The sequence below is a fragment of the Paenibacillus eucommiae genome (assembly GCF_017874215.1).
GTDB lineage: Bacteria > Bacillota > Bacilli > Paenibacillales > NBRC-103111 > Paenibacillus_AI > Paenibacillus_AI eucommiae.
In genome coordinates this window covers 83,172-102,663 of record NZ_JAGGLB010000029.1, presented here as the reverse complement: position 1 = coordinate 102,663, position 19,492 = coordinate 83,172, and the positions used below count along the sequence as shown (strand labels likewise).

The following is a 19,492-nucleotide window of genomic DNA, read 5'->3' as shown; positions in this document are numbered from 1 at the left end:
TTGTCTCCTCTCTGGGTTGTTAGTCAGTAGTATCATACGAGTAGGACACTAGTTACGTTTCATTTTCTCTATATTTTTTTTCATCCAGCCTACAAGACCTATTCCCTGCTCGCTGTGAATACGCTCCACTTCCTCATAGCCGCACAGTTCTCCGTCCTTAATCAGCATCGCCCGATCAAGCAAGGGCTCCACCTCTTCTACCTCATGAGTAGTTATCACCAATGTCTGTTCTCCCATATCGACAGTGGCAATTAAGCTGCGGATAATCGACTCGCGAACTAAAGGATCGAGCCCGGACAACGGTTCATCCATAATAATTAAAGGTACCTGTCTGGCCAGTGCCAGCACTATTTTCAACCGGGCCCGGTTACCTTTGGACAAATGAGCTACCTTCTGCCCCATCTGCAGCTCGAAGGATTGGATCATCTCCATGGCCTTTTTCCTATCAAAATCGGTAAACATCTCGTTGTAAAAATTCAGCGTTTTCTCTACGGTAAAAGACGAATAGAACATATCCTGCTCCGGCAAAAAAGCTACCTGCCGCGAACTAAGGCGCTCTGCCTGACGCCCGTTCAGAAGAACCTTGCCTTTACCTGGTCTTTGCAAGCCTGCCATCAATTTCAAAATCGTCGACTTCCCGCTGCCATTTGTACCGACAATGCCAACAATAATTCCCTTTGGAATCGTAAAGCTAATTTCCTTAAGTGCTATTTTGCCAGAAAAGCTTTTTTCCACACGGTTAAAAACAACTATCGGTTCTGCATCAGCAGCAATAGCAATTTCCGCCATCTCGAACTCCTCCTAAAATGTTTCTTATTCATTCCCTTACGGCAGTAAGAATGCCTGAATGCCTGCTATGATTTCATCTTCCGAATAGCCTAATTCTTTCATCTCACTGGCAAATTTAGTGATAAGCTCCTCTTTTAAATGCTCTCTCATCAAAGTTAATCTCGTGCTGTCTTCTGTCACGAACATGCCCTGCCCTCTTCGGCTTTCAACTACGCCCATACGCTCGAGCTCCATGTTCACTCTCTGTATCGTGTTCGGATTGACACCAAACTGCACAGCTAAATCCCTGACTGATGGCAGTTTTTCTCCTGGCTGCACCTCTCTGCGTACAATCTGTCTGCAAATTCGCTGCACCAGCTGCAGGTAGATTGGCTGTGTGTTCGAATATGACTCGACCATCAGTTCACCTCTACTTTCCTGTCCAGCAGCCATCCAGCTGCATACAAGCTAACTATCATAATCAAAAAGATCCATAGTCCTTCACCGATATATATAGGCTCACTTTCCAACCCTGAAAGATGGCCCCATCTAAAAAGAAAGCTGTACTCCTTCGTCTGTTCGAAAATATACTCCAATAGTGAAATGGCTCCGAACAGCACTATCGCAACTGGCCAGCGCCAGCGTCCAAAACGATTAGTCAACGATTTAGCGATCATGTATAACAGCACAAGAACAACAGCAATCCCAATTGCTATAAAAATAAATCCTAGAGCACTCCAAATGCCCTCACCACGCAACAAATCATAAAAATACTGGGCTTGTGTCGTGGTCTCGGCCTTAATCGTAGAAGCACCTTCCCCAGTTCCAAATTCCCAAAAGTTATTGGAGTCTTCCAATTCAAATACCCATAAAAACATGCATACAGAAACTACAAGCCCCATTATTAGCTCGACAGACGCTGCCGCAAGCTTGGCTGCTAACAGCTGCCATCCACGCAGAGGCAGCTGCAGCCACAGAGGCCAACGCTCACGTTCTTTATACAAGCTCATCATCATATAGACAGAGGGGGCAATAAAGTGGAAATATATAACCAACAGCCATACCTGGCTTACTAAGCCCGACTTAAAAAAAGAAGCCAAGAAAAGCGACGCCCCTCCCATGCATAGAAAAAGCAATACGGAAGCCCATATAGGCATCGACATTCTCGACCCGACTGCCAGTTCCTTCTTAAATAAATTCCACCATATCTTCACCATTCATTCCTCCAGCAACATATTAAGGCAACTTCATTGTCCTAGTGTACTATTTAAATAGTACACTAGGACAATGAAGCGTGTCAATTTATTTATTGGAAGACGAAGAGCTGCTACTTTACCGATGTTTTTCATCGTTAAAAGCACTGGGTACATAAATGTTTATTTCCACTACTCTCTTTCCCTACCTATAGAATACTTTCCGATAAGAACTAACCCTGGGGGGCAAAAAGATGCATAAGTACATCATTTATGGACTCGAATGCACCCGTAAAGGAAATTACTGCAAATCTGCAGGATTTTAGGCGTCTCTTGCCCGTTTGAGCGCTCCAAGTGACTATTTTCCTGCACTTTTGCAGGAATTCTCGGCTAATACCCGATTTAAGGTGAAAAATCCTGCACTTTTGCAGGATTTAATATGGGTAGAGTCCAAGGCTTTGGCCTCCAAGGTGTCTGCAATCCCCCTTCTTTCAATGGCAGGACGCAGAACAAGCCGTTCTCAAAGGGATAGTTCAACCGGATAGTCAACAATCAGGCAGGTGCAGGTGTCTGATTCTTGACGGAGCCACTCCAAAGCAGCAGCTTACGGACATGAGATACGCTATTTGTGAGAATCAAGGTCTTTTGGGGATCGTTACGGACATCAGATCCCTTATTCGCTTTGTCCAGGGGGTTTTGGGCTACTTTGGAACCAAATAGCGGATCTGAAGTCCGTAAGCTTCCCTAAACAGGGGAATTTGCTACAAATAACAGCGCTCATGTCCGTAACGATTAGCATCCCTGCTGTGCCACTACGTTGCTCATATACGGTCCCGTGCCAGTATTGAACAGGTCTGCCTTAAGATAGTAACAGGTTTCTCAAAAAGACCCAACAAACTCAATGCAATGGCATAACTGGTTACAATCGCTTCAGGGTGGGATGACCTGGCCAAGGTCCCGTTGATTATTACGTGGGACATGGTCATAAGGCTAGCAGAAAACCCAAGCGGAATAAAAAAAGCGTAGAGCTGTTTTAATTTCAATAGGTCTTTTCCGTCATCTTCTCTATCCATAACATCTCCTAATATGATTAATGATTAATATCTCCAAGTGATCATACCATTTTCTCTGTCCCTTCGTTTTTACGCTAGAGGAATATTTTTCAGCTTACGAATACTGGATTGTTGATGCTCGGGATGGACTGAATATCACATTGAAGAAAATGAGTTCTTCTTTGTAAAACAAGGGAGAAAACTCATTCCTTCAAGATTAATCTTTATTATACATTGGTATTACTATTCTGAATCCGGCGACGTGCAGGACGTTCACCGCCAGACCCATCCACTCCGCAAGTTTTCGCACGCCGGCATTGCGGCCGTCGAGGGATCGGCACTTGTCCGCATCCAGCTCGGATGTCTGACTTTGGACCCAGACAGGTGTCGATAAAGCCAGCACGATTCGGGCACAGACTGAACGCCTTTCATGCCAGTCTATTGTCCGCACAAGATGCTCCGCATAAGCGTCGTCTGATAAGTGCCAACCTGCAGCCCCATTGTTAAAATGAATAGCCTCTTACTTATATCCGGACTGACTGAGCGCATAATCGATTTCCCGGCGAAGAGCGAGATTGTCGATTGCGCACGGGTTGTCGGCCATATTCGCAAAAGCCGTCTCGGCGAGCAGTGCATTGACGAAAGATCGGTAGCCTACCGTAATCGAGTCGCCAATTTTTTCATTGGAGGCTCCTCTTTAAGTAAACAAACATTATTGATTTCTCTTTCAAAAAAAAGACAAAATGCCCGTAACGAGCAGTTCCCCATCTTCCCGCGTGAAATCGGGCGAGATCGGAATGAACACCGTGCGAGGGCACAGATCGATCGCGCAGGGGCAGCTCTGTTCGGGGTCTTCGATTGGGTTGCGAAACGGATAGTTGTATGGAAAATCGTCCTTCTCCGCCGTGCGCCGCAGCCGGAATATGTCCCGGCGGAACAGCGGCATGCCGCCATACAGCAGGTACGATGTAATATTGTCCGCCGCAAGCGCCCGGATAAACTCTTGCGCAATGTCCGGCGTCGGCAGCACAAGCGCCACATAACAGCCTGCACAGCCCTCTTCGTCGTACAGCTTGCGCAGGCGCAGCTGTGGCGCCCGTGCTTGCAGTTCGCCGCGGACCAAGTCGTGAACGATCCGCATCCGACGCAGGATGTCCGGCAATTTCACCAGTTGTGCCCCCATGGCTGCGCCGGTAAATTCGCTCATGCGAAAATTCAGCCCCGCGAATGCGTCTGCCTCGTCGGGCGATTGGAGCCCGTACCTTTCCTGCTCGCGGAATATTCCCTGGTCGTGATAGCGCACGGCCCGGATGAACAATGCCGGATCGCTGGTCACGACCGCCCCGCCATCGCCGGCAGTGATGAGTTTATTCATCTGGAAGCTGAATACGCCGATATCTCCGAACGTGCCCAACTTGCGCCCGGCATAGGAAGCCCCGCACGACTGCGCCACATCTTCAATGACGCGCACGCCGTGTTTTGCGGCAACGGCCAACAGCGCCGCCATATCGCAAGGATAGCCAAGCAGCGGGACAATGATGACGGCCCGAATCTCGTTGTCGGCTGCAAGCTTACGATCCAGGTCGAGCGGGTCTATGCCCATGCTGTCGTCGATGTCAATGAATACCGGCACAGCACCGGCAGAAACGACCGCCCCGGCTGTCGCCAGAAAGGTAAATGCCGGCACCGCCACCTTGTCGCCATACCCGAGCTGCAGTGCCTTCAGCGCCACAAACAGCGCAGCCGTACAGGACGTGACGCCCAAGGTGTACCGGACATTCAGATAGCGGGCGAAATGATCCTCGAAGCTTCGAGTTTGATGCTGCAAATCCAATCCGTAATAGCGAAATGGCGAACGGGCCATCGCGACGGCGGACAGTGCAGCGGCTTCCTCCGCCCCCATGGCCGTCGCGCCTGGATAGTGACCCTCTAGCGGCTTTTCAAACAGCGGCTTGCCAGCTTGCCTGGCCGGTTGTCTCTCCATGTTGCTTCCCCCATTCCCTTGCTTGACGGCAAGTCGTCAGCGAAAAATGCGATCCATGTGTGGGATTGCCGTGCAAGTTCCCACTACCAAAACGATGCGCACGGCCTCCCCTTTACGATAAATCCTCATGCTCTTCCCCGTTAATTGCAGCTGTCAAATCATTCACATCATACACAAAACCGAATAGCAGCGCTACACGCCACAGTCCCTCTTCCTTGTTCAATTGCAAGCGGGCCGTCTCCTTGTTCTCCACGGCGGTTACGGCTTGGCGGATCGTAGAGCAAAGGATTCCGTGCTTCGTCATGTCGGCCATGCCTCCGGGCGAAAACAGCAGGCACCCGTTGATCGCAAATCCGGTGTAAATCAGATGGCTGATCCCATAATGCTTGCACAGGGCGAACAGTTGCCGCGAGGTGGCCGCCACGTCTTCGTCGCCTTGCGGCTTCGCCTCCGGTAAAAAGTCGACATAAGGCGCGCACCGCTCCATGTCCTCGCGATTGTTCGAGCCAGGGTATACCCGATCTGAGCGGAATGTCCGCAACGCCGCTTGCACCTCGTCATCTGCTATTCGTTCGGGCGCTTCCGGCTCTGTACCCGCCAGATCAGCGGCCAACCGGTACCCGGGATAGTGCGTATAGTAGTCGGGTCCTCCGACCACATGAAATAGCTTCATCCCCGCTCGCCGCACACTGTCCAGCAGATTCGGGAATAACTCCCGACTGATCGTATATGAACGCGGCACATATTCCACTGCGCGAAACTCACCGGGGTTTTGCTCCGGCGAACCGATATTCCACGCGTGCATCACAACTACGGCGGTTCGCTCCAAATCAAGCGGCAGCTCCGCTCTCTGCCAACCTCCGTATCCTTCTCCCGGCACATCGCGAGACAGATCCGCGTCAAATTGCTGATAGTAGTTGGTTTCTACCTGTACGATTCCCATGCTCCGTTTCCTCCCTGCTGTCTGTTTTCTCCGCTGGCCCGCTACCCCATCGTTTTTCGGCAATCGGATTTCCGACGCCTAACCGATACACACAAATTCCGTACGCCCTTTCCGAATATCCACAGTCAGCTCCATGTAGGCGCAGCCGAATCGATTAACGGCCTGGGACCGGATCATACGATCGACCTGATCGGATACTGCCCCGCCCCGCGTCCGTGCCAGCCACTGCCCTTGTTCCTGCCCGGCGATCAGCAACGTAAAGCCGTCCAGGTCGGCATCTGCTTCGATGACCCATAACGGCTCGCCGCTCTCATCCCGCTCCACCCGTACGACAACCTGCGCGCGGTTCGAACGCCATTGCCATAATTGTTCCGCCGTCCACCATGCTAAGCCGCGGGAGGCGCCGTAACCCGCCAGTTCCACTAGAAATGCGCCTACCTCGTCGCCTTCGCGCAGCAGCATGGCTGGATGGAACAGAAAATGCGCCACGCCGTTCACATCCACCGCGCGGTCGAGCAAAGCAAATGCTTCACTCCTCGTGCAGCGAAGCGGCATCGGCGGGTCCCAGGCCAATGTCGGCAAGGACAGAACTGCAAGCGGGCGGTTACGTTCGGCGGCCGTCCCCACGGGAACGAACGGGTGGCACGTGCCCGCGAGAAAGCCCTTGTTCCCCTGCCTCGTTCCACCACGGCTCTGCTCCACCTTCACGCCCGCCCGTTCACACCAGCGATAGAATGCCGTGTCGCCTTCCCAGCGCAAATAATGGTTCTTGTTCGTCCGGATCGCCCGGTCTGGAAACTGCGCCTGCAGCATCGACAACTGATGACGAAAATCGCGCTCAGACCAGCGGCTTTCGGGAATCTCCACCTCCATCGCGTTGTAATGGAGCGCGACTTCGTGTCCTCCGGCCGTAATCGCCTCGTTAATGCTGGGATCGTAACCCGGCATGATAATGCACCAGGTGGAGCGGATATTCGCCTCCTTCAACCTGGCCAACAAAGCGCAGGCATGCGCGGGCGAATTGCCGTCAGTATCGTGCGAAATATGACCGATCGCCGTAAGACCGTCCGGCCAGAACCAGCTCTGCGCCATCGGAGCACCGATCTTCTCATGCAACCGGTAGATCAGCCGCATCAGCACGATTCTCCATTCATCCACAACCGGGTGGAGGAAGATAGGCACGCCGCCTGCCTCCGCGGCGGTACGGTCGCGCGTCCAATCGAGGACGGCGGCGTCATCGGTCTTCAGCACGTCATCATCGGTAGCAGCCGTACCATCGGGCGCTGGCCTGCCATCGCGCACGACTGCCACTCCCTGTTGGATGAGGCAGAATGTCTTCATCAGGTCTACCGCCAGCAGGGCCGCCGCGCCTTGCCCATGATCGCGCACGGTTATGGTGGGTTCGACGCCCAGCGACCCGTTCAGCCGCACGAGTGAACCGTCCGCCTTCACCCCGGCATCACGGGACTCCACGCATATGGCTTCGAAGAAATGAAAGGCGCTTCGCATACCGTCAGCCAGCCCGCCACTTGCCCAATCGACCCAGCCTTCGCGAACCCGCCCGGTGCAGACGACGCCCAGCACGTCCTCCAGACCATATACGCCGCCGATCGCCAGCAGCGCGTTGCCCCGCTCGCAATATGAGCGGCAGGCAGCGGCCCATTGTGAATCATCCGTTCCCCCGGCGACGAGGGTGACACCATTGGGCGGGCTTTGTAACCAAGCTTTATGGTTCAGAACGCGACAGGATAATCCGAGATCACTAAGAATCGTCAACAGGTAGGGTGTGTAGCAATCTCTACCCTCGTCCCGTACCTGTTCGACTTCCGCTGTGTCCCATACGATCGTAAGCATCAGGGTTTCCTTCTTTCGATGGAACGATCAGACCCGGTCCAGCCAGGGTCTGATCGTTCCAAGATTTTGTGCGGTTCAATTAATGGATGTTCCATGCGATGCCATACATAATGAGCGCCAGCTTCGCACTTGTACGCTTTTGTTGTATCCCGGTAAGCCTTGCTTGAAGTCGTATACAAAAGATACCTGTCCCAATGGTCAGGCAATATCGCATCATCCGGATTCGCGAATTAAAAAATACCATTCCATTAACCGTCATCTCAGGGTTGTTTGCCGGCGACGACCCTCTGCAAACCGGGTTCGGCGCCGGCAACCTTCCTTTACCTTTATCGCGGATGACCAGTTCGCGGTGGATTTGCTTGATTATCCGTCTGTGCCCTCCTGCTCCTCTTCAGGACTTCCGGCTCAAGTCGGCGATCTGCCCGGCCGTCAGAGCTCCGTCATACAGCTCCGCTTCGCGGATGCGCCCCGAATACTTGCATTGGGGGCCGCTGCCCAGCATGAGCGGCACGTCGCCGGACAGCGGATCGACCGCGCCGCCGACCGGGGCTTCCGATACGAGCCGGCCGTCCAGATAGAGGGCGAGCGTCTCCCTATTGTACGTGACCGTCGCCCGGTGCCAGCCCGGCGTCAGGCTGCGGTCGCTCGTCACGAGCGGGACGCCGCCTAGGCTCCACACCTTGCCGCTTGGCAGCGTGCCTGCGAACAGGCTGCCTCTGTACACCGCCATCGTCCAAACCCGCCGATGGACGACATCCAGTTCAGGTGATTCCAGAACGCCGACCTTCTCCCAGCGGCGGTCGCCGGCATATCGATATACCTCCCCGCCGGGCAGTGTGCCGCCGTACAACCTGCCGTTAAAGACGGAAACGCCCATCACTTCCTTCTCTGCACCCAGAAGACCGTAATCGCTCCAATCCACGCCTCCTTCGTAGCACAGCACGCGGGCTTCCGGCCATATACCCGTCAGGAAGCGGTTGTGGTACACGGCGAAGCAGTACACCTGATCGCAATTCTTCAAGACGCTGTCGTTCCGCCACGGCTCCGTCAAAGTGCGGCTCCAGACGCCATCAGAATAATTGCAGCCGATGTATAGTCTGCGCTGGAACGGGGACAGCGTGAATCCTCGTGTCTTCCCCTCCGATCCGGGCGCGCCGAGCGGCTCGCACCTGCCGGACTCGTCGAAGGCGAAGGCGCCGTACGAATAGAAGGGCATTGCCACCAGGCGGTCGCCAAACACTGTCAGGGCACCGATGCTGTCATTACCCTCGACCGGCAATTCGCCGAAGAGCGACCATTCCTGGCCCCCTTCGTAACGAAAGATACGACCGCCCGGCGCCTGGTTCGGCGATTCCGGCAGTGCCGATCCCGACGCCTTGTAGCGCATCGTGCCGGCATATAACCTGCCGCCGAATTCGGCGAGCGACCATACCGAGTTACTATCGTCCGGATGGCCGCAGTCGAACCATTCTCCCTCGTCCGTCAAGCTGTAGACGTGGCCCTTGCGATCCTGTGCATCGTCAAATATGCCGACATACAGGCTGTCGTCGAACACACACATGGAGCAGATCATCCGGCTGCCACCCGGGCTGCCCCAATCCTTCCATTCGCCGACGGCCCGCTCCGCAGTCCAGCCAAACTGCAGATTGCGCCAGTTGGTCTGCGCTGAGGTGACGCCTGGTTGGGACAGCACCGACAGGTGCCAGCCTTCCATGCGCTCCTCGCAGTAACGGCTAACCAGACCGCCTGGCAGACAACTGCCTCCCTGATCGTCAACCTCGAACTCAAGCGACAGAGAGAACGGCTGCGAACCGTCCGTCTCCCCGGCGCCCGGCAGCCGGATCGTCGATGTAACGCCGTCGAATATTGCGCTATCCTCGAATCGTACATGCTCCGCAATCCCGTCACGGCCACCGCCCAACGCATCCCCGGCATCGCTCCTCAGCGGCCAATATCCGATACGGCGGGGCCGTTCCCGCTTTTCCGTTTGTGTGAAACTCATGCTCAACCTCTCCCCATTACGGCGCCCAGATAGCGGCGCCATTCGTATGTGTCCACTCTTCGTCCATTCCCTTTCCCCACAGGTCGGCGATCATGCCTTGTTCCTCCGTCTCATACATACGTCAGATGACACGCAGTCCATGAAGGCTTCCCGGTCCGTCCGTCAGCGATCGACGGTCCTTGTGGATGCACGAGAGAATTGTGTCCGATCTTGTATTGCAGCATTTTTGCTACTGGCTTGGAACGTAATCAGCACTTCCGTCTGCTGCGGAAACGATTCCTACTCCCGATAACCCCGCGCATACGCCCCCTTCATATTGCTGCAGCCGATAATGCACAGTCGCAGCTTGTTCAAAACCTTGATCTCCGTTCAGCCCCGCTTGATTCGTCAGCCTTTGACACTGCCAATGGTCACGCCCTGTATGAAATATTTCTGCATTGTGATGAACACGATCAGAATCGGCAGCGCAGCGCTGACTGATCCGGCCATGATGCCGGCATATTGAACGACATATTTGTCATTGGACATGACCTTGAGTGCCAGCGGAAGCGTAAACAGCTCCGGCGAACGCAAGTAGATGAGCGGCCCTTCGTAATTGTTCCAGTACCCTATGAAGTTGAAGATGACGAGCGTGGCGATGACCGGTTTAGCCAACGGAATCATGATGCTCGCGAAAATTCTGAAGTTGCCCGCGCCGTCTATCTCTGCCGCTTCGTTCAATTCATGCGGGATCCCGGAAAAATATTGCTTGAATAGGAAAATGCCGAACGCTGATCCGAAACAGGCGCCGAGCCAAATCGCGGCATGCGTATTCACCAGACCCAATTCCTTGTAAATGATGAAATTTGGCAGCAAGACGACCTGAGAAGGAATCATCATCGTGGCCAGCAGCCCTAGAAACATGATATTCCTGCCGGGAAAAGAAATTTTAGCGTAGGCATACCCTGCAAGCGAGCAGGTGATCAGCGAGCCGAACATGGCGATCAGCGTAACTTTGACGCTGTTCCAGTAATAGAGGCCCATGTTGTAGCCGAGCACCGACTTGACCCAGACGCTCTTGTAACCGTCCCAGTTGATCGGATCCGGAATGATCGAGAACGGGACGGAGAAAATTTCGCGCTCCGGCGTCAACGAAGCGACCAGCATCCACAGAAACGGGAAGACCATGGCGTAAGAAAAAGCAAGCAAGATCAAGGTCCGAACGACTTTCCAAAACTTTTTTTTCAGCGGCATCGATTTCCCCCCTTCCTCTCGCGGACTTTGTCAATAATGAACCCATTTTTTTTGATAGAACCATTGCACGAGGGTAAATACGAATACCGTGGCGAACAGCACCAATGCCATCGCGGACGCGTACCCCATCTGGCCGAATTCGAACGCCGTCTTGTAAATGTAGTAACCGATGACCGTGCTGGAGCTCCCAGGTCCACCTCCTGTAAGAATCTGGATGTGGGACCAGGCGTTGAACAAGCCGATGATGGAGGTAATCAGAATAAAGAACGTCGTCGGCGAAATCAGCGGGAACGTAATATATAAAAACTTGGTAAACGGTTTGACACCATCGATCTCCGCCGATTCGTAAATTTCCTTCGGAATGCCGACCAGTCCAGACAGAAACAGGATGACGTTCAGCCCGAGGCCGGACCAAGTCGTCATGACGATGATGGCCGGCTTAACCCAATCCTGACTGCCCAACCAACCCGGCGGGTGGCCGACTCCAACCGTCCGAAGCAGGTTGTTGACAATGCCGTCGCCCGGGTTGAGCAGCATCCCCCATACGATGGCGATAATGACCGCATTGGTGACGTAGGGCAGGAAGAGTGCAGTGCGAATCGTCTTGGTAAAATACACGCTTTCATTGATGATGAACGCTACGATTAACGCAACGAGAATTTGCAAAGGCACGAAGGCTACGAAATAGATAACATTGACCATGGAATCGATGAACCATTGATCGCCGAACATCTTGGAGAAGTTGGCCAGACCGTTGAATTTCATATGGCCGAGGCCTGTTACCATATCCCAGTTCGTAAAAGCGGCGGCAAACGAAAATCCGATCGAGAATAGGGTAAACACGAGAAATCCGACAAGGTTGGGCAAAATGAACAAATATCCGTCGATCGTCTGCCGGAATTTTCTCGTGACGTACAGCCGCTTGGTTTTCTCCATCTTCCAGCACCACCTTCGGCGTGAAGCCGCAGAGCGCATCTTCTCCGCGGCTTCACCCTGATTTTGTATTATTTCGCCGTTTCTTCCTCATAGATTTTGAACGTGGCAATCTTGGCATTCTGGATCGTTTCATCCAGCGACTTCTCCTTGGCGAACAGTAGCGACAGATGTTTATCCAGTTCGAGTTTCATCTTCGCGACGTAAGAGAATTTTCCAGAGTTTTGAAAATAAATTGGCTTGATTTCCGGGTCCATCATCCGGCTGTACAGATCGTCCCGCTGCTTGCCTTGCGTCACCTTGTCGTTCTTGTCGCTGTACCAGCGCCAATTCTCAAGCAGCACGCTCTTGTCCAGTAGCCTGGACGCCGGCATCGTGTGGGCGACCTTGGATGAGATTTCGACCGATTTGGTCGAGAACCATTTTGTGAACAGATACGCTTCCTCCGGATATTTGGTCGTCTTGGAGACCGCAGCGCCGACCACCAGCTCGTACGCCTGCTTCTTGGGGGAATTGGCGTCCCACCGCGGCATCGGAGCCAACGTGTGAATGTTTGCGTCGTCCTCTTCCTTGGTCAACTGCCCATACTCCACCGCAAGATCTTGGAAGATGGCGCCATTGCGGCCGCCAATGCCCATCGCAGTTTTGCCGGCATAGTAGTCGTTCTGCCAATGCAGGCCCTTAGCCTTGATATCCGACGGCGAAGCCATCGACTTGTCGATGTAAACCGCATTATAGAGCAGTTCCACCGCTTTCTTGTAATTCGTCCAGTCCATGTTGAAGCTGCCGTCCGTATTAACTAATTCCCAGCCGCTGTAGAGAGCGAGCCTCGTCGTCGCGACTGAGAGGCTGGTGCCGCCGAACGACCAATCATGGATGCCGTAACGTGTAATATTGCCTTCGTCATCGTATTTCGTCAGCTTCTTCGCGGCCTGGAAGAACTCGTCCCACGTCCAGTCCCCGCTTGAAGGATCCGGCAGACCCGCCTCTTCGAAATACTTTTTGTTGTACCAGACTCCATCCGGTGCTATTCCTCGAGGAATGCCATACAACTTGCCGTTCACCTTGAGTTGTTCCTGGTAAGCTCCAAATTCCACCGTCAGGTCCCAACCGTCCCGCGCAACAAGCTCGTCGAGCGGTAAGTACAGGGTGTCCGGGTTTGCCCGTTCCATATTATCGGCACTCATATAGATGACGTCCATCTGCTCGCCGGCGATCGAGGCCATCTTAACGCCAGTTTGGAAATCACTGCCGGAGCTCAGCACCATTTCCACTTTGATGTTCGGATACATCTTCTGCCAATCCTGATAAGACGCCTCGAATGCGACCTGGTCGTAACTCTGAGACGTGTAGTAGCGCAGATTGACCTTCTTGTTCGGGTCGATCTTGATGCCTTGTGATTCCCCTCCGGACGTAGGGCTGGTGGTTGCGGACTGCGATGACGAAGGTGCGGGTAAAGCAGAGTCACTCGGCTTGGGCGTCTCATTCTTGCTGCTGCATCCGGCGAGCACGAGCGCAACGATCAGCAGTGCGGCCGTCATGACGTACCATAATCTTGTCTTTTTAACCATCGCTGGACCTCCTTTTTTGTATTGAAAGCACTTTGTGTTGCTGTGTATTATTATATAATGGGTCTCAGCCCTTAAACTATAAGGCAGAATAAAGATATTGTGGTTTTTATTAATCATCTTGATCTTTGTCCGGATGCGGGGCGTCATGCTCGCTGAAGAACGGAATCCGGATGCGGACCGTCGTGCTTTCGTTCGGCGTACTGGCGAATTCCAGCCCGTATTTGTCGCCGAATTGCATCTTGATGCGCTGCGACACGTTTCTCAGCCCGTATCCGCCACCGTCCGTCCGGGCCTTCTCCAGCCCGCTGCCGTTCATGGTTTCCCGCAACTCCGCCAGCCGCTCGGGTGCGACGCCGACGCCGTTGTCTTGGACTTCCAGGATTAGCAAATCGCCGGCAAGCCATCCGGAAATGCGGATCATCCCCTGGCCTTTCTTCGGCTTGATGCCGTGATAAATGGCGTTCTCCACGATGGGCTGCAGCGTGATCTTCGAAATCAATCCCGACATTGCCTCCTGCGGCGCCTCGCAGCAGTAGTCGATTTTGTCCCTGTACCGGTAGTTCATGATCTTCATATAGCTTCGTACGTGTTCCAGTTCTTCCGCCAACGTGATCGAACGCCTGCCCTCGCTCAGGCTGAGCCGGAAATAATCGGACAAGGTGGTCACAATAACTGAAACCTCGTTCTCGCCGCCCATTTGGAACATCGATTCCAAGCGGATGACTTCCAGCGTGTTGTACAGGAAATGAGGGTTGATCTGCGCCTGCAGCGTCGCAAGCTCGGCTTCCTTCTTGTTTAATTCCACCTCGTTCTTCTTGAGCTGAATCTGGTACACTTCGTTGATCAACGTGTCGATTTTGGAAATCAGTTTGTGAAAATTGACCTTGAGCTCTTCGATCTCGTCGCCCTTGAACTCTTCGATCCGGTAATCGAACAGCGTATTGGCGAAGCTGGCGACCTGACGGGTCAGTTCCTTCACCGGCTTCGTCACTCTCCTGGTATACCGCACGACGAAGATGCCCATCGCAATGGAGCTGCCGAGCAGTACCAGGATGTCATACAGCAAAATTTTCACCATGTTGTCCTGCACGTAACCGAGCGAAGTAATATGGATCAGCCGCCAACCGGTATTGCCCAGACGAAAGTCGCTGAGTAGCAGATTGCCGCCCTTGCCCATCATTTTCACGTTTCCTCCGTATCCGGTGGCATGCATATACGGCATATACTCTATATCGGGCATCCGGCCGATCCGGTGTTTGTTGCCGTCCATCATGATCACGCCGTCCGCATTCACAATGAAGGTATCGCTCTCGTCCCGGCCTTTGCCGCTAGGACCGAGCTCCAGCGCGTCCGAGCGGATCGTCATGTAAATATAGCCCAGTACAACGCTGTCATCGAGCCGGGCGATCTTCTTGACGAATGTGATGAGTTGGTCGTTGTAACCGTCTCGGTACGAATCCAGCCAGGTCTGTCCGGAAGTAGAGGCAGGTGAGAGCGGCTTGTACATGAACTTCTCGTTGCGCTCTTGGGAGCGGTACATCAAGTCGGAGCGGGCGTTGTAAATATCGATATACACAATTTCACGCTTCTGGGTTTTGACCCTCTCCACCATATCCTGAACGGCCCGATAATCGGACTTGTCCCGAATGGAGGCTTCCTGCTGATGCCCCCCCATAATCCGTATCATGTTATCGTCATAGTAAAAGTAATAGATGGACCTTTCTAGGTCGTTCAAGTAGGACTCCGCCTTTTTTCTGATTTGCTCGGCGTTCAGCGTGCTGACTTCGACGGCCTTCTTCTCCACCATCGCATGGGTAAAATTGTAGGAGACGAAGATGAGCAGCATGATCGGCAGCACAGTGATGGTCAGAAGGGCGACAGTCAGCCTGGTCTCGAAATTCAGACGCGCCCAAAACGGGAATTTCCGGGATCGACCGCTCAAGGCGCCGAGTTGGAGGTTGCCGTCTTCCCCGTTCACCGCCTTGACTGTTGCATTAAGCTTGCTGAGCGGGGTCAGCAGCCGATCGGCGAAAAACACGATCGAGCCGACGAAACAAAGGAAGACTAGCGCCAGCAGAATTGCCTGCCAGCCGTACCGTTTCATGATTTCCCCAAAAATACTGTCAGCGGGGTCTGCAACATACAGCGTCCACCCGGTAACCCCCGATTCGATGGATGAGACGAGATAGCGCTTGCCCTCAATTCGCCTGGCTGCCGTCTCGCCCGGTCCGACCCGATTTTGTGCGCTCCATGCGCCGCCGGTGAAAGCCTTGTCGTTCGAAGACACGATCGTGCCATCCCCATCGACCAGCATCATCTTCTTGACTTGTCCGTCAGGGTAGAAATTTTCCAGAGACTTGCTATTCAGAAAAATAACCAGGTAACCCGCATACCGGCCTTGTTCGTCGAAGATGGCCCTACTCAATCCGATCATTTTCCGGCTGACCGTGTAGTCCTCCATCAGCGTATACGTCCAGACGAAACGGCCGTCGGAATTCCCCAATAGCCGCTCGAACAGGGCAAGGTCTAACTGATTTCTGCCGGCATGCTCGACCGTCGATAAAATTTCCCCGTCCTTGCCGACCGCAAATACGTATTCGACAAAGCCCGTCATGCGGATAAACTGATTGAAGCTCTTTGAAAACGCTGTCATTTGTTCGAAAGCGTCGGTGCCCGAATACCGGAAATAGAGATTAAAATCGATTGCCTCGAAGGCGTTGATCGATTGCCGTTCGATTCCCCGCAGCACAAAATCGATATTGTCAACGGTCTGCTCCAGAATGATCGCATTCGTATCGGCGACGCTCTTAAATACCGTTGAAGAATAAATGCGGTAAGAAATGAAACCGATGATAAGCAAATTCAGAGTGAGCACGACTAGGGAATATACGATAAATTTCTTCTTCATAGTTTTTGTCCTTGTGACCCGGCTGGGTCGTCTAGGAATCCTAGAACGCCCCTACGGTATTCGTAAGGCGTTACCCCGACTGCCGATTTGAAAATTTTGCTGAAATGTCTGGGATCGTTGTAGCCGACCATTTCGCTCACTTTGTAGACCTTTAACCTGGTATCGGCAAGAAACTGCTTGGCTTTGGCAACCCGGACCTCGGTCAAATAGTCGATGAAATTGACGCCAGAATCTTTCTTGAAAATTTTGCTCAGATACACCGGATGGACGTGAATATGCCTGGCCGCCGACTCGAGGGAGATCTCGTGCGCATATTGCGCTTCGATGAATTTTTTGACTTCGCCGATCATGCTATTCGTGCTTGCGGCGCCTCCTTCGGCCATGGCGTCGACGACCAGGCACAAAAATTGATTGATCTCATCTTTCAATTCCGCAAGTGTTTCCTTGTGCGATTGATAATCGGGAGACTTCAAATGGGCGAGGCGGGAGTTGGACAAAGCGAACCTGTCCATGAAATTCTGGACGAGTTGCATGAACAGATAATAGACATTGAGCGCTTCGTTTCTGGAAGACACACTGGCAAATGCCTCATCGACATATTCGCGAACCTTGTCTTTTTCCAAGCTCTGCATATGCACAATCAGCCGTTCCATATGCAATGTCGTGGGCACAGGTGAGACTGCGTCGGCGGTATCTGGGACTTCCGAAGTGTTCCCTTTCATAATGATCAGATTTTTGCCGAGAAAAAACTTCTTGGCGATCAAGCTTCTGGCGATCAGATAGCTTTCATGGACTTCCTCGATCGTTCGGAAAATACCGCCTATGCCCAGCGTAACCCGAAATGGGAAACGATTGTTCGCGTCATTCAACAGCCTGGAGGCAGCTGCCCTCCAATCATCCTTGCTCCGGCAATCGCCAGCAATCAACAATCCGAGTGAACTGTCATCGCAGGGAAAATCGTAAACGTCGCCGATCGGGCGGATTGCCTCTGCCGCCGTTTCTCTAAGCTCAAGTTTGAATGATTCCATCTCATCCTTCGTGTATCTGTGCGTCAGATCGTTGTAATCGTCGAATTGCGCAAGCCAAACATCACAGCATCTCCCCGCGAGCGGCATGTCAAGCTCCGCAGCTCTCTTTTCCGCTTCCTGCCGATTGGCCGGATGCCTCTGCAACAGTTGCAGGATGAAATCGTATCTGAGTAGCTTGCCCACATACTCGCTACGGGTTCGCGCGAACGCGTCGGCATCCAATTCTTCCTTCACGCTGGCCAGGAGATCGTGCAGTTTATCGAATTTGATCGGTTTCAGTAGATAACCGACGGCCCCAGCCTCGATCGCGGCCGTCGCGTATTGAAACTCGTTGTAGCCGCTCAGGACGATGATTCTGATGTCCCGGTTATAATTGCGCAGTTTGTCCATCAACTCAATTCCCGTGCAGATGGGCATTTTTATGTCAGTTATTACAAGATCGGGCTGCAAATCTTGCACCAGTTCGAACGCCATTGCTCCGTCTTCCGCCTCTCCTGCGACGAAATAACCAACCCGATTCCAGTCGACGAATGTTTTCAGACCTTCTCGGATGACATCTTCGTCATCCACGATGACCACTTTGTACAAATCAACCAACCCCCTTTTATTCATAATCACAGGCAAGACAAAATGCATTCACGGGAACTCTCAACTAATCACACCGTAGACATCAATACCGTCCAAGTTAATGAAAATTTTAACCTTCGTATCCGACATTCGCTCAATCGTGACTTCCCGTGAATCCGGACCAAGCTCCGGACTCTTCAGTATGGCTGAAGTCCACGGCTCAACTGCATCGACCCCAATGGAATTCAACTTCGAAAGCCAGTTGATTATCCGAGCTTAAGGATTTGATATCCTTCAATACAACCGCATTATTATGAGCATCCATATGGACAGGATGTGGAATTGCCTCAAGCGAACGGTTCATCAGATGAAGGACAACTCCCCCGGCATGTACACGCAACCTGGTTGACCAGCAAGAATCACCGGCGATTTGCCGGATACGGGGTGTAAAATCTCCATTGTCGATAAGCCGTTTTAGCGAATTTGTATGCGAACTCAATGAAGCATGTTTTTCTTCGGCGGCCGAGGTGCAAGTGCCGACCTCCATTATATTGGATTCCACAAATGCACTCAGTTGTTATAGGGATTTATAATCTCATGAGTTTCCCTCATGTCCGTCGGATCTTCCTGAAGTCGACCGTTCAGTGTACTGCTCCAATTAACAACACCCCAAAAACGACTGAGGCTCCATCCTAAATAACCGCCTTTATCATAAATAGTATAACTGAGTGCAATAGCAGGCGCATTCCCCATATGGGCGGCAATATCCTTTTGCCCCAGAATGAGGGTTCTCCAAAAACAGGCAGTACATGTCCATAATCTCGCTTGAATCTTTCTATACAGTGAATGCAGCCGCATGTGGACAACCAACCATAGTGAGCCATATCATCGATTTGCGCACCGTCTAAGGCTACTTCACTAAGCAGCCTCTCGAGGTATTTGCCATGCATTTCAAGAAACAAGGGATTGTTATGACAGAATAACTCGGTTTGATATGATGTACTGTAGCCCCTGCTTCCGTCGCGCACATCGACCTCGCAGAGATCGTGGAATCGGTATCCCGCATATCCTGCGTATTCAGCGGCAAGGGGGTCGTGATGTAGCAGGATGTGATGCCTTTGAGCGCTATTCATCCTTATGAGATCCGTTTGATTGCGGGGCCGTTCGATGAGGTTACAGGAGTAGTGGTCCAGGAAGCGAATGTCGTATTTGTGCAGTTCTTCACACACGTTGTTCAGATAACCGTGCAATTGACTGAAGTAATTGGAGAAGTCGAAGCGAATATGAAAACCGAAGTTGATAGCTGTATCAATTCCTGCTTCCGCAAACCCTTCTGCACGCCGCTTGATCCGGTCAATAACACCTTTTTGAGGCCAAAGTATGTCATCGAGAGTGCACCACCAGCTTGCTGCTCTTTGAGGTCGGAAAAAGCTGTAAGGTTCTCTTGTTTTCATAA

Annotated in this window: 14 protein-coding genes and 1 pseudogene; all 15 read right to left on the bottom strand. The window is 52.6% G+C overall.

Going from position 1 to position 19,492, the window contains the following annotated elements:
* Positions 1-48: 48 nt before the first annotated feature.
* The 15 genes and pseudogenes from J2Z66_RS31655 to J2Z66_RS31590 all read right to left on the bottom strand — a co-directional run bounded on the left by J2Z66_RS31655 (position 49) and on the right by J2Z66_RS31590 (position 19,490).
* A complete protein-coding gene (locus tag J2Z66_RS31655; protein ID WP_209976767.1) occupies positions 49-789 on the bottom strand; it encodes an ABC transporter ATP-binding protein in 741 nt (246 codons plus the stop codon).
* Between the two features lie 36 nt (positions 790-825).
* Positions 826-1,188 (bottom strand): GntR family transcriptional regulator, encoded by a 363-nt coding sequence (locus tag J2Z66_RS31650; RefSeq protein WP_209976766.1) that lies wholly within the window; start codon positions 1,186-1,188, stop codon positions 826-828.
* Positions 1,188-1,985: a hypothetical protein gene (locus tag J2Z66_RS31645; RefSeq protein ID WP_209976765.1), complete on the bottom strand. Its 798-nt coding sequence runs from the start codon at positions 1,983-1,985 to the stop codon at positions 1,188-1,190. Before J2Z66_RS31645 ends, J2Z66_RS31650 begins: the two co-directional genes overlap by 1 nt.
* Before the next feature lie 803 nt (positions 1,986-2,788).
* Positions 2,789-3,034, bottom strand: a pseudogene (locus tag J2Z66_RS44190) (multi antimicrobial extrusion protein MatE); the annotation flags it as partial.
* A gap of 706 nt (positions 3,035-3,740) precedes the next feature.
* Complete coding sequence (locus tag J2Z66_RS31640) at positions 3,741-4,997, bottom strand: DegT/DnrJ/EryC1/StrS family aminotransferase (protein WP_209976764.1); 1,257 nt, start codon at positions 4,995-4,997, stop codon at positions 3,741-3,743.
* Between the two features lie 112 nt (positions 4,998-5,109).
* A complete protein-coding gene (locus J2Z66_RS31635) occupies positions 5,110-5,940 on the bottom strand; it encodes a hypothetical protein (RefSeq protein WP_209976763.1) in 831 nt (276 codons plus the stop codon).
* A 78-nt stretch (positions 5,941-6,018) separates the two neighbouring features.
* Positions 6,019-7,794 (bottom strand): polysaccharide deacetylase family protein, encoded by a 1,776-nt coding sequence (locus J2Z66_RS31630; protein ID WP_209976762.1) that lies wholly within the window; start codon positions 7,792-7,794, stop codon positions 6,019-6,021.
* Between the two features lie 391 nt (positions 7,795-8,185).
* Positions 8,186-9,796 carry a LamG-like jellyroll fold domain-containing protein gene (locus J2Z66_RS31625; RefSeq protein WP_209976761.1) on the bottom strand — a complete coding sequence of 537 codons (1,611 nt, stop codon included), beginning with the start codon at positions 9,794-9,796 and terminating at the stop codon, positions 8,186-8,188.
* A gap of 387 nt (positions 9,797-10,183) precedes the next feature.
* The gene (locus tag J2Z66_RS31620) at positions 10,184-11,029 is read right to left on the bottom strand and encodes a carbohydrate ABC transporter permease (protein ID WP_209976760.1); all 846 of its coding nucleotides are present in this window, start codon (positions 11,027-11,029) and stop codon (positions 10,184-10,186) included.
* A gap of 30 nt (positions 11,030-11,059) precedes the next feature.
* Positions 11,060-11,965 carry a carbohydrate ABC transporter permease gene (locus J2Z66_RS31615; RefSeq protein ID WP_209976759.1) on the bottom strand — a complete coding sequence of 302 codons (906 nt, stop codon included), beginning with the start codon at positions 11,963-11,965 and terminating at the stop codon, positions 11,060-11,062.
* A 68-nt stretch (positions 11,966-12,033) separates the two neighbouring features.
* Positions 12,034-13,533 carry an ABC transporter substrate-binding protein gene (locus tag J2Z66_RS31610; RefSeq protein ID WP_209976758.1) on the bottom strand — a complete coding sequence of 500 codons (1,500 nt, stop codon included), beginning with the start codon at positions 13,531-13,533 and terminating at the stop codon, positions 12,034-12,036.
* Between the two features lie 109 nt (positions 13,534-13,642).
* Entirely contained in the window at positions 13,643-16,441 is a 2,799-nt protein-coding gene (locus tag J2Z66_RS31605; protein WP_209976757.1) for a cache domain-containing sensor histidine kinase, read from the bottom strand.
* Positions 16,438-18,048 (bottom strand): response regulator, encoded by a 1,611-nt coding sequence (locus tag J2Z66_RS31600; protein WP_312894862.1) that lies wholly within the window; start codon positions 18,046-18,048, stop codon positions 16,438-16,440. The genes J2Z66_RS31605 and J2Z66_RS31600 overlap by 4 nt, the downstream gene beginning before the upstream one ends.
* 69 nt (positions 18,049-18,117) lie before the next feature.
* On the bottom strand, positions 18,118-18,285 hold the full coding sequence (locus tag J2Z66_RS31595; protein ID WP_209976755.1) for a hypothetical protein: 168 nt from the start codon (positions 18,283-18,285) through the stop codon (positions 18,118-18,120).
* Between the two features lie 443 nt (positions 18,286-18,728).
* Entirely contained in the window at positions 18,729-19,490 is a 762-nt protein-coding gene (locus J2Z66_RS31590) for a hypothetical protein (protein WP_209976754.1), read from the bottom strand.
* Between the last annotated feature and the right edge of the window lie 2 nt (positions 19,491-19,492).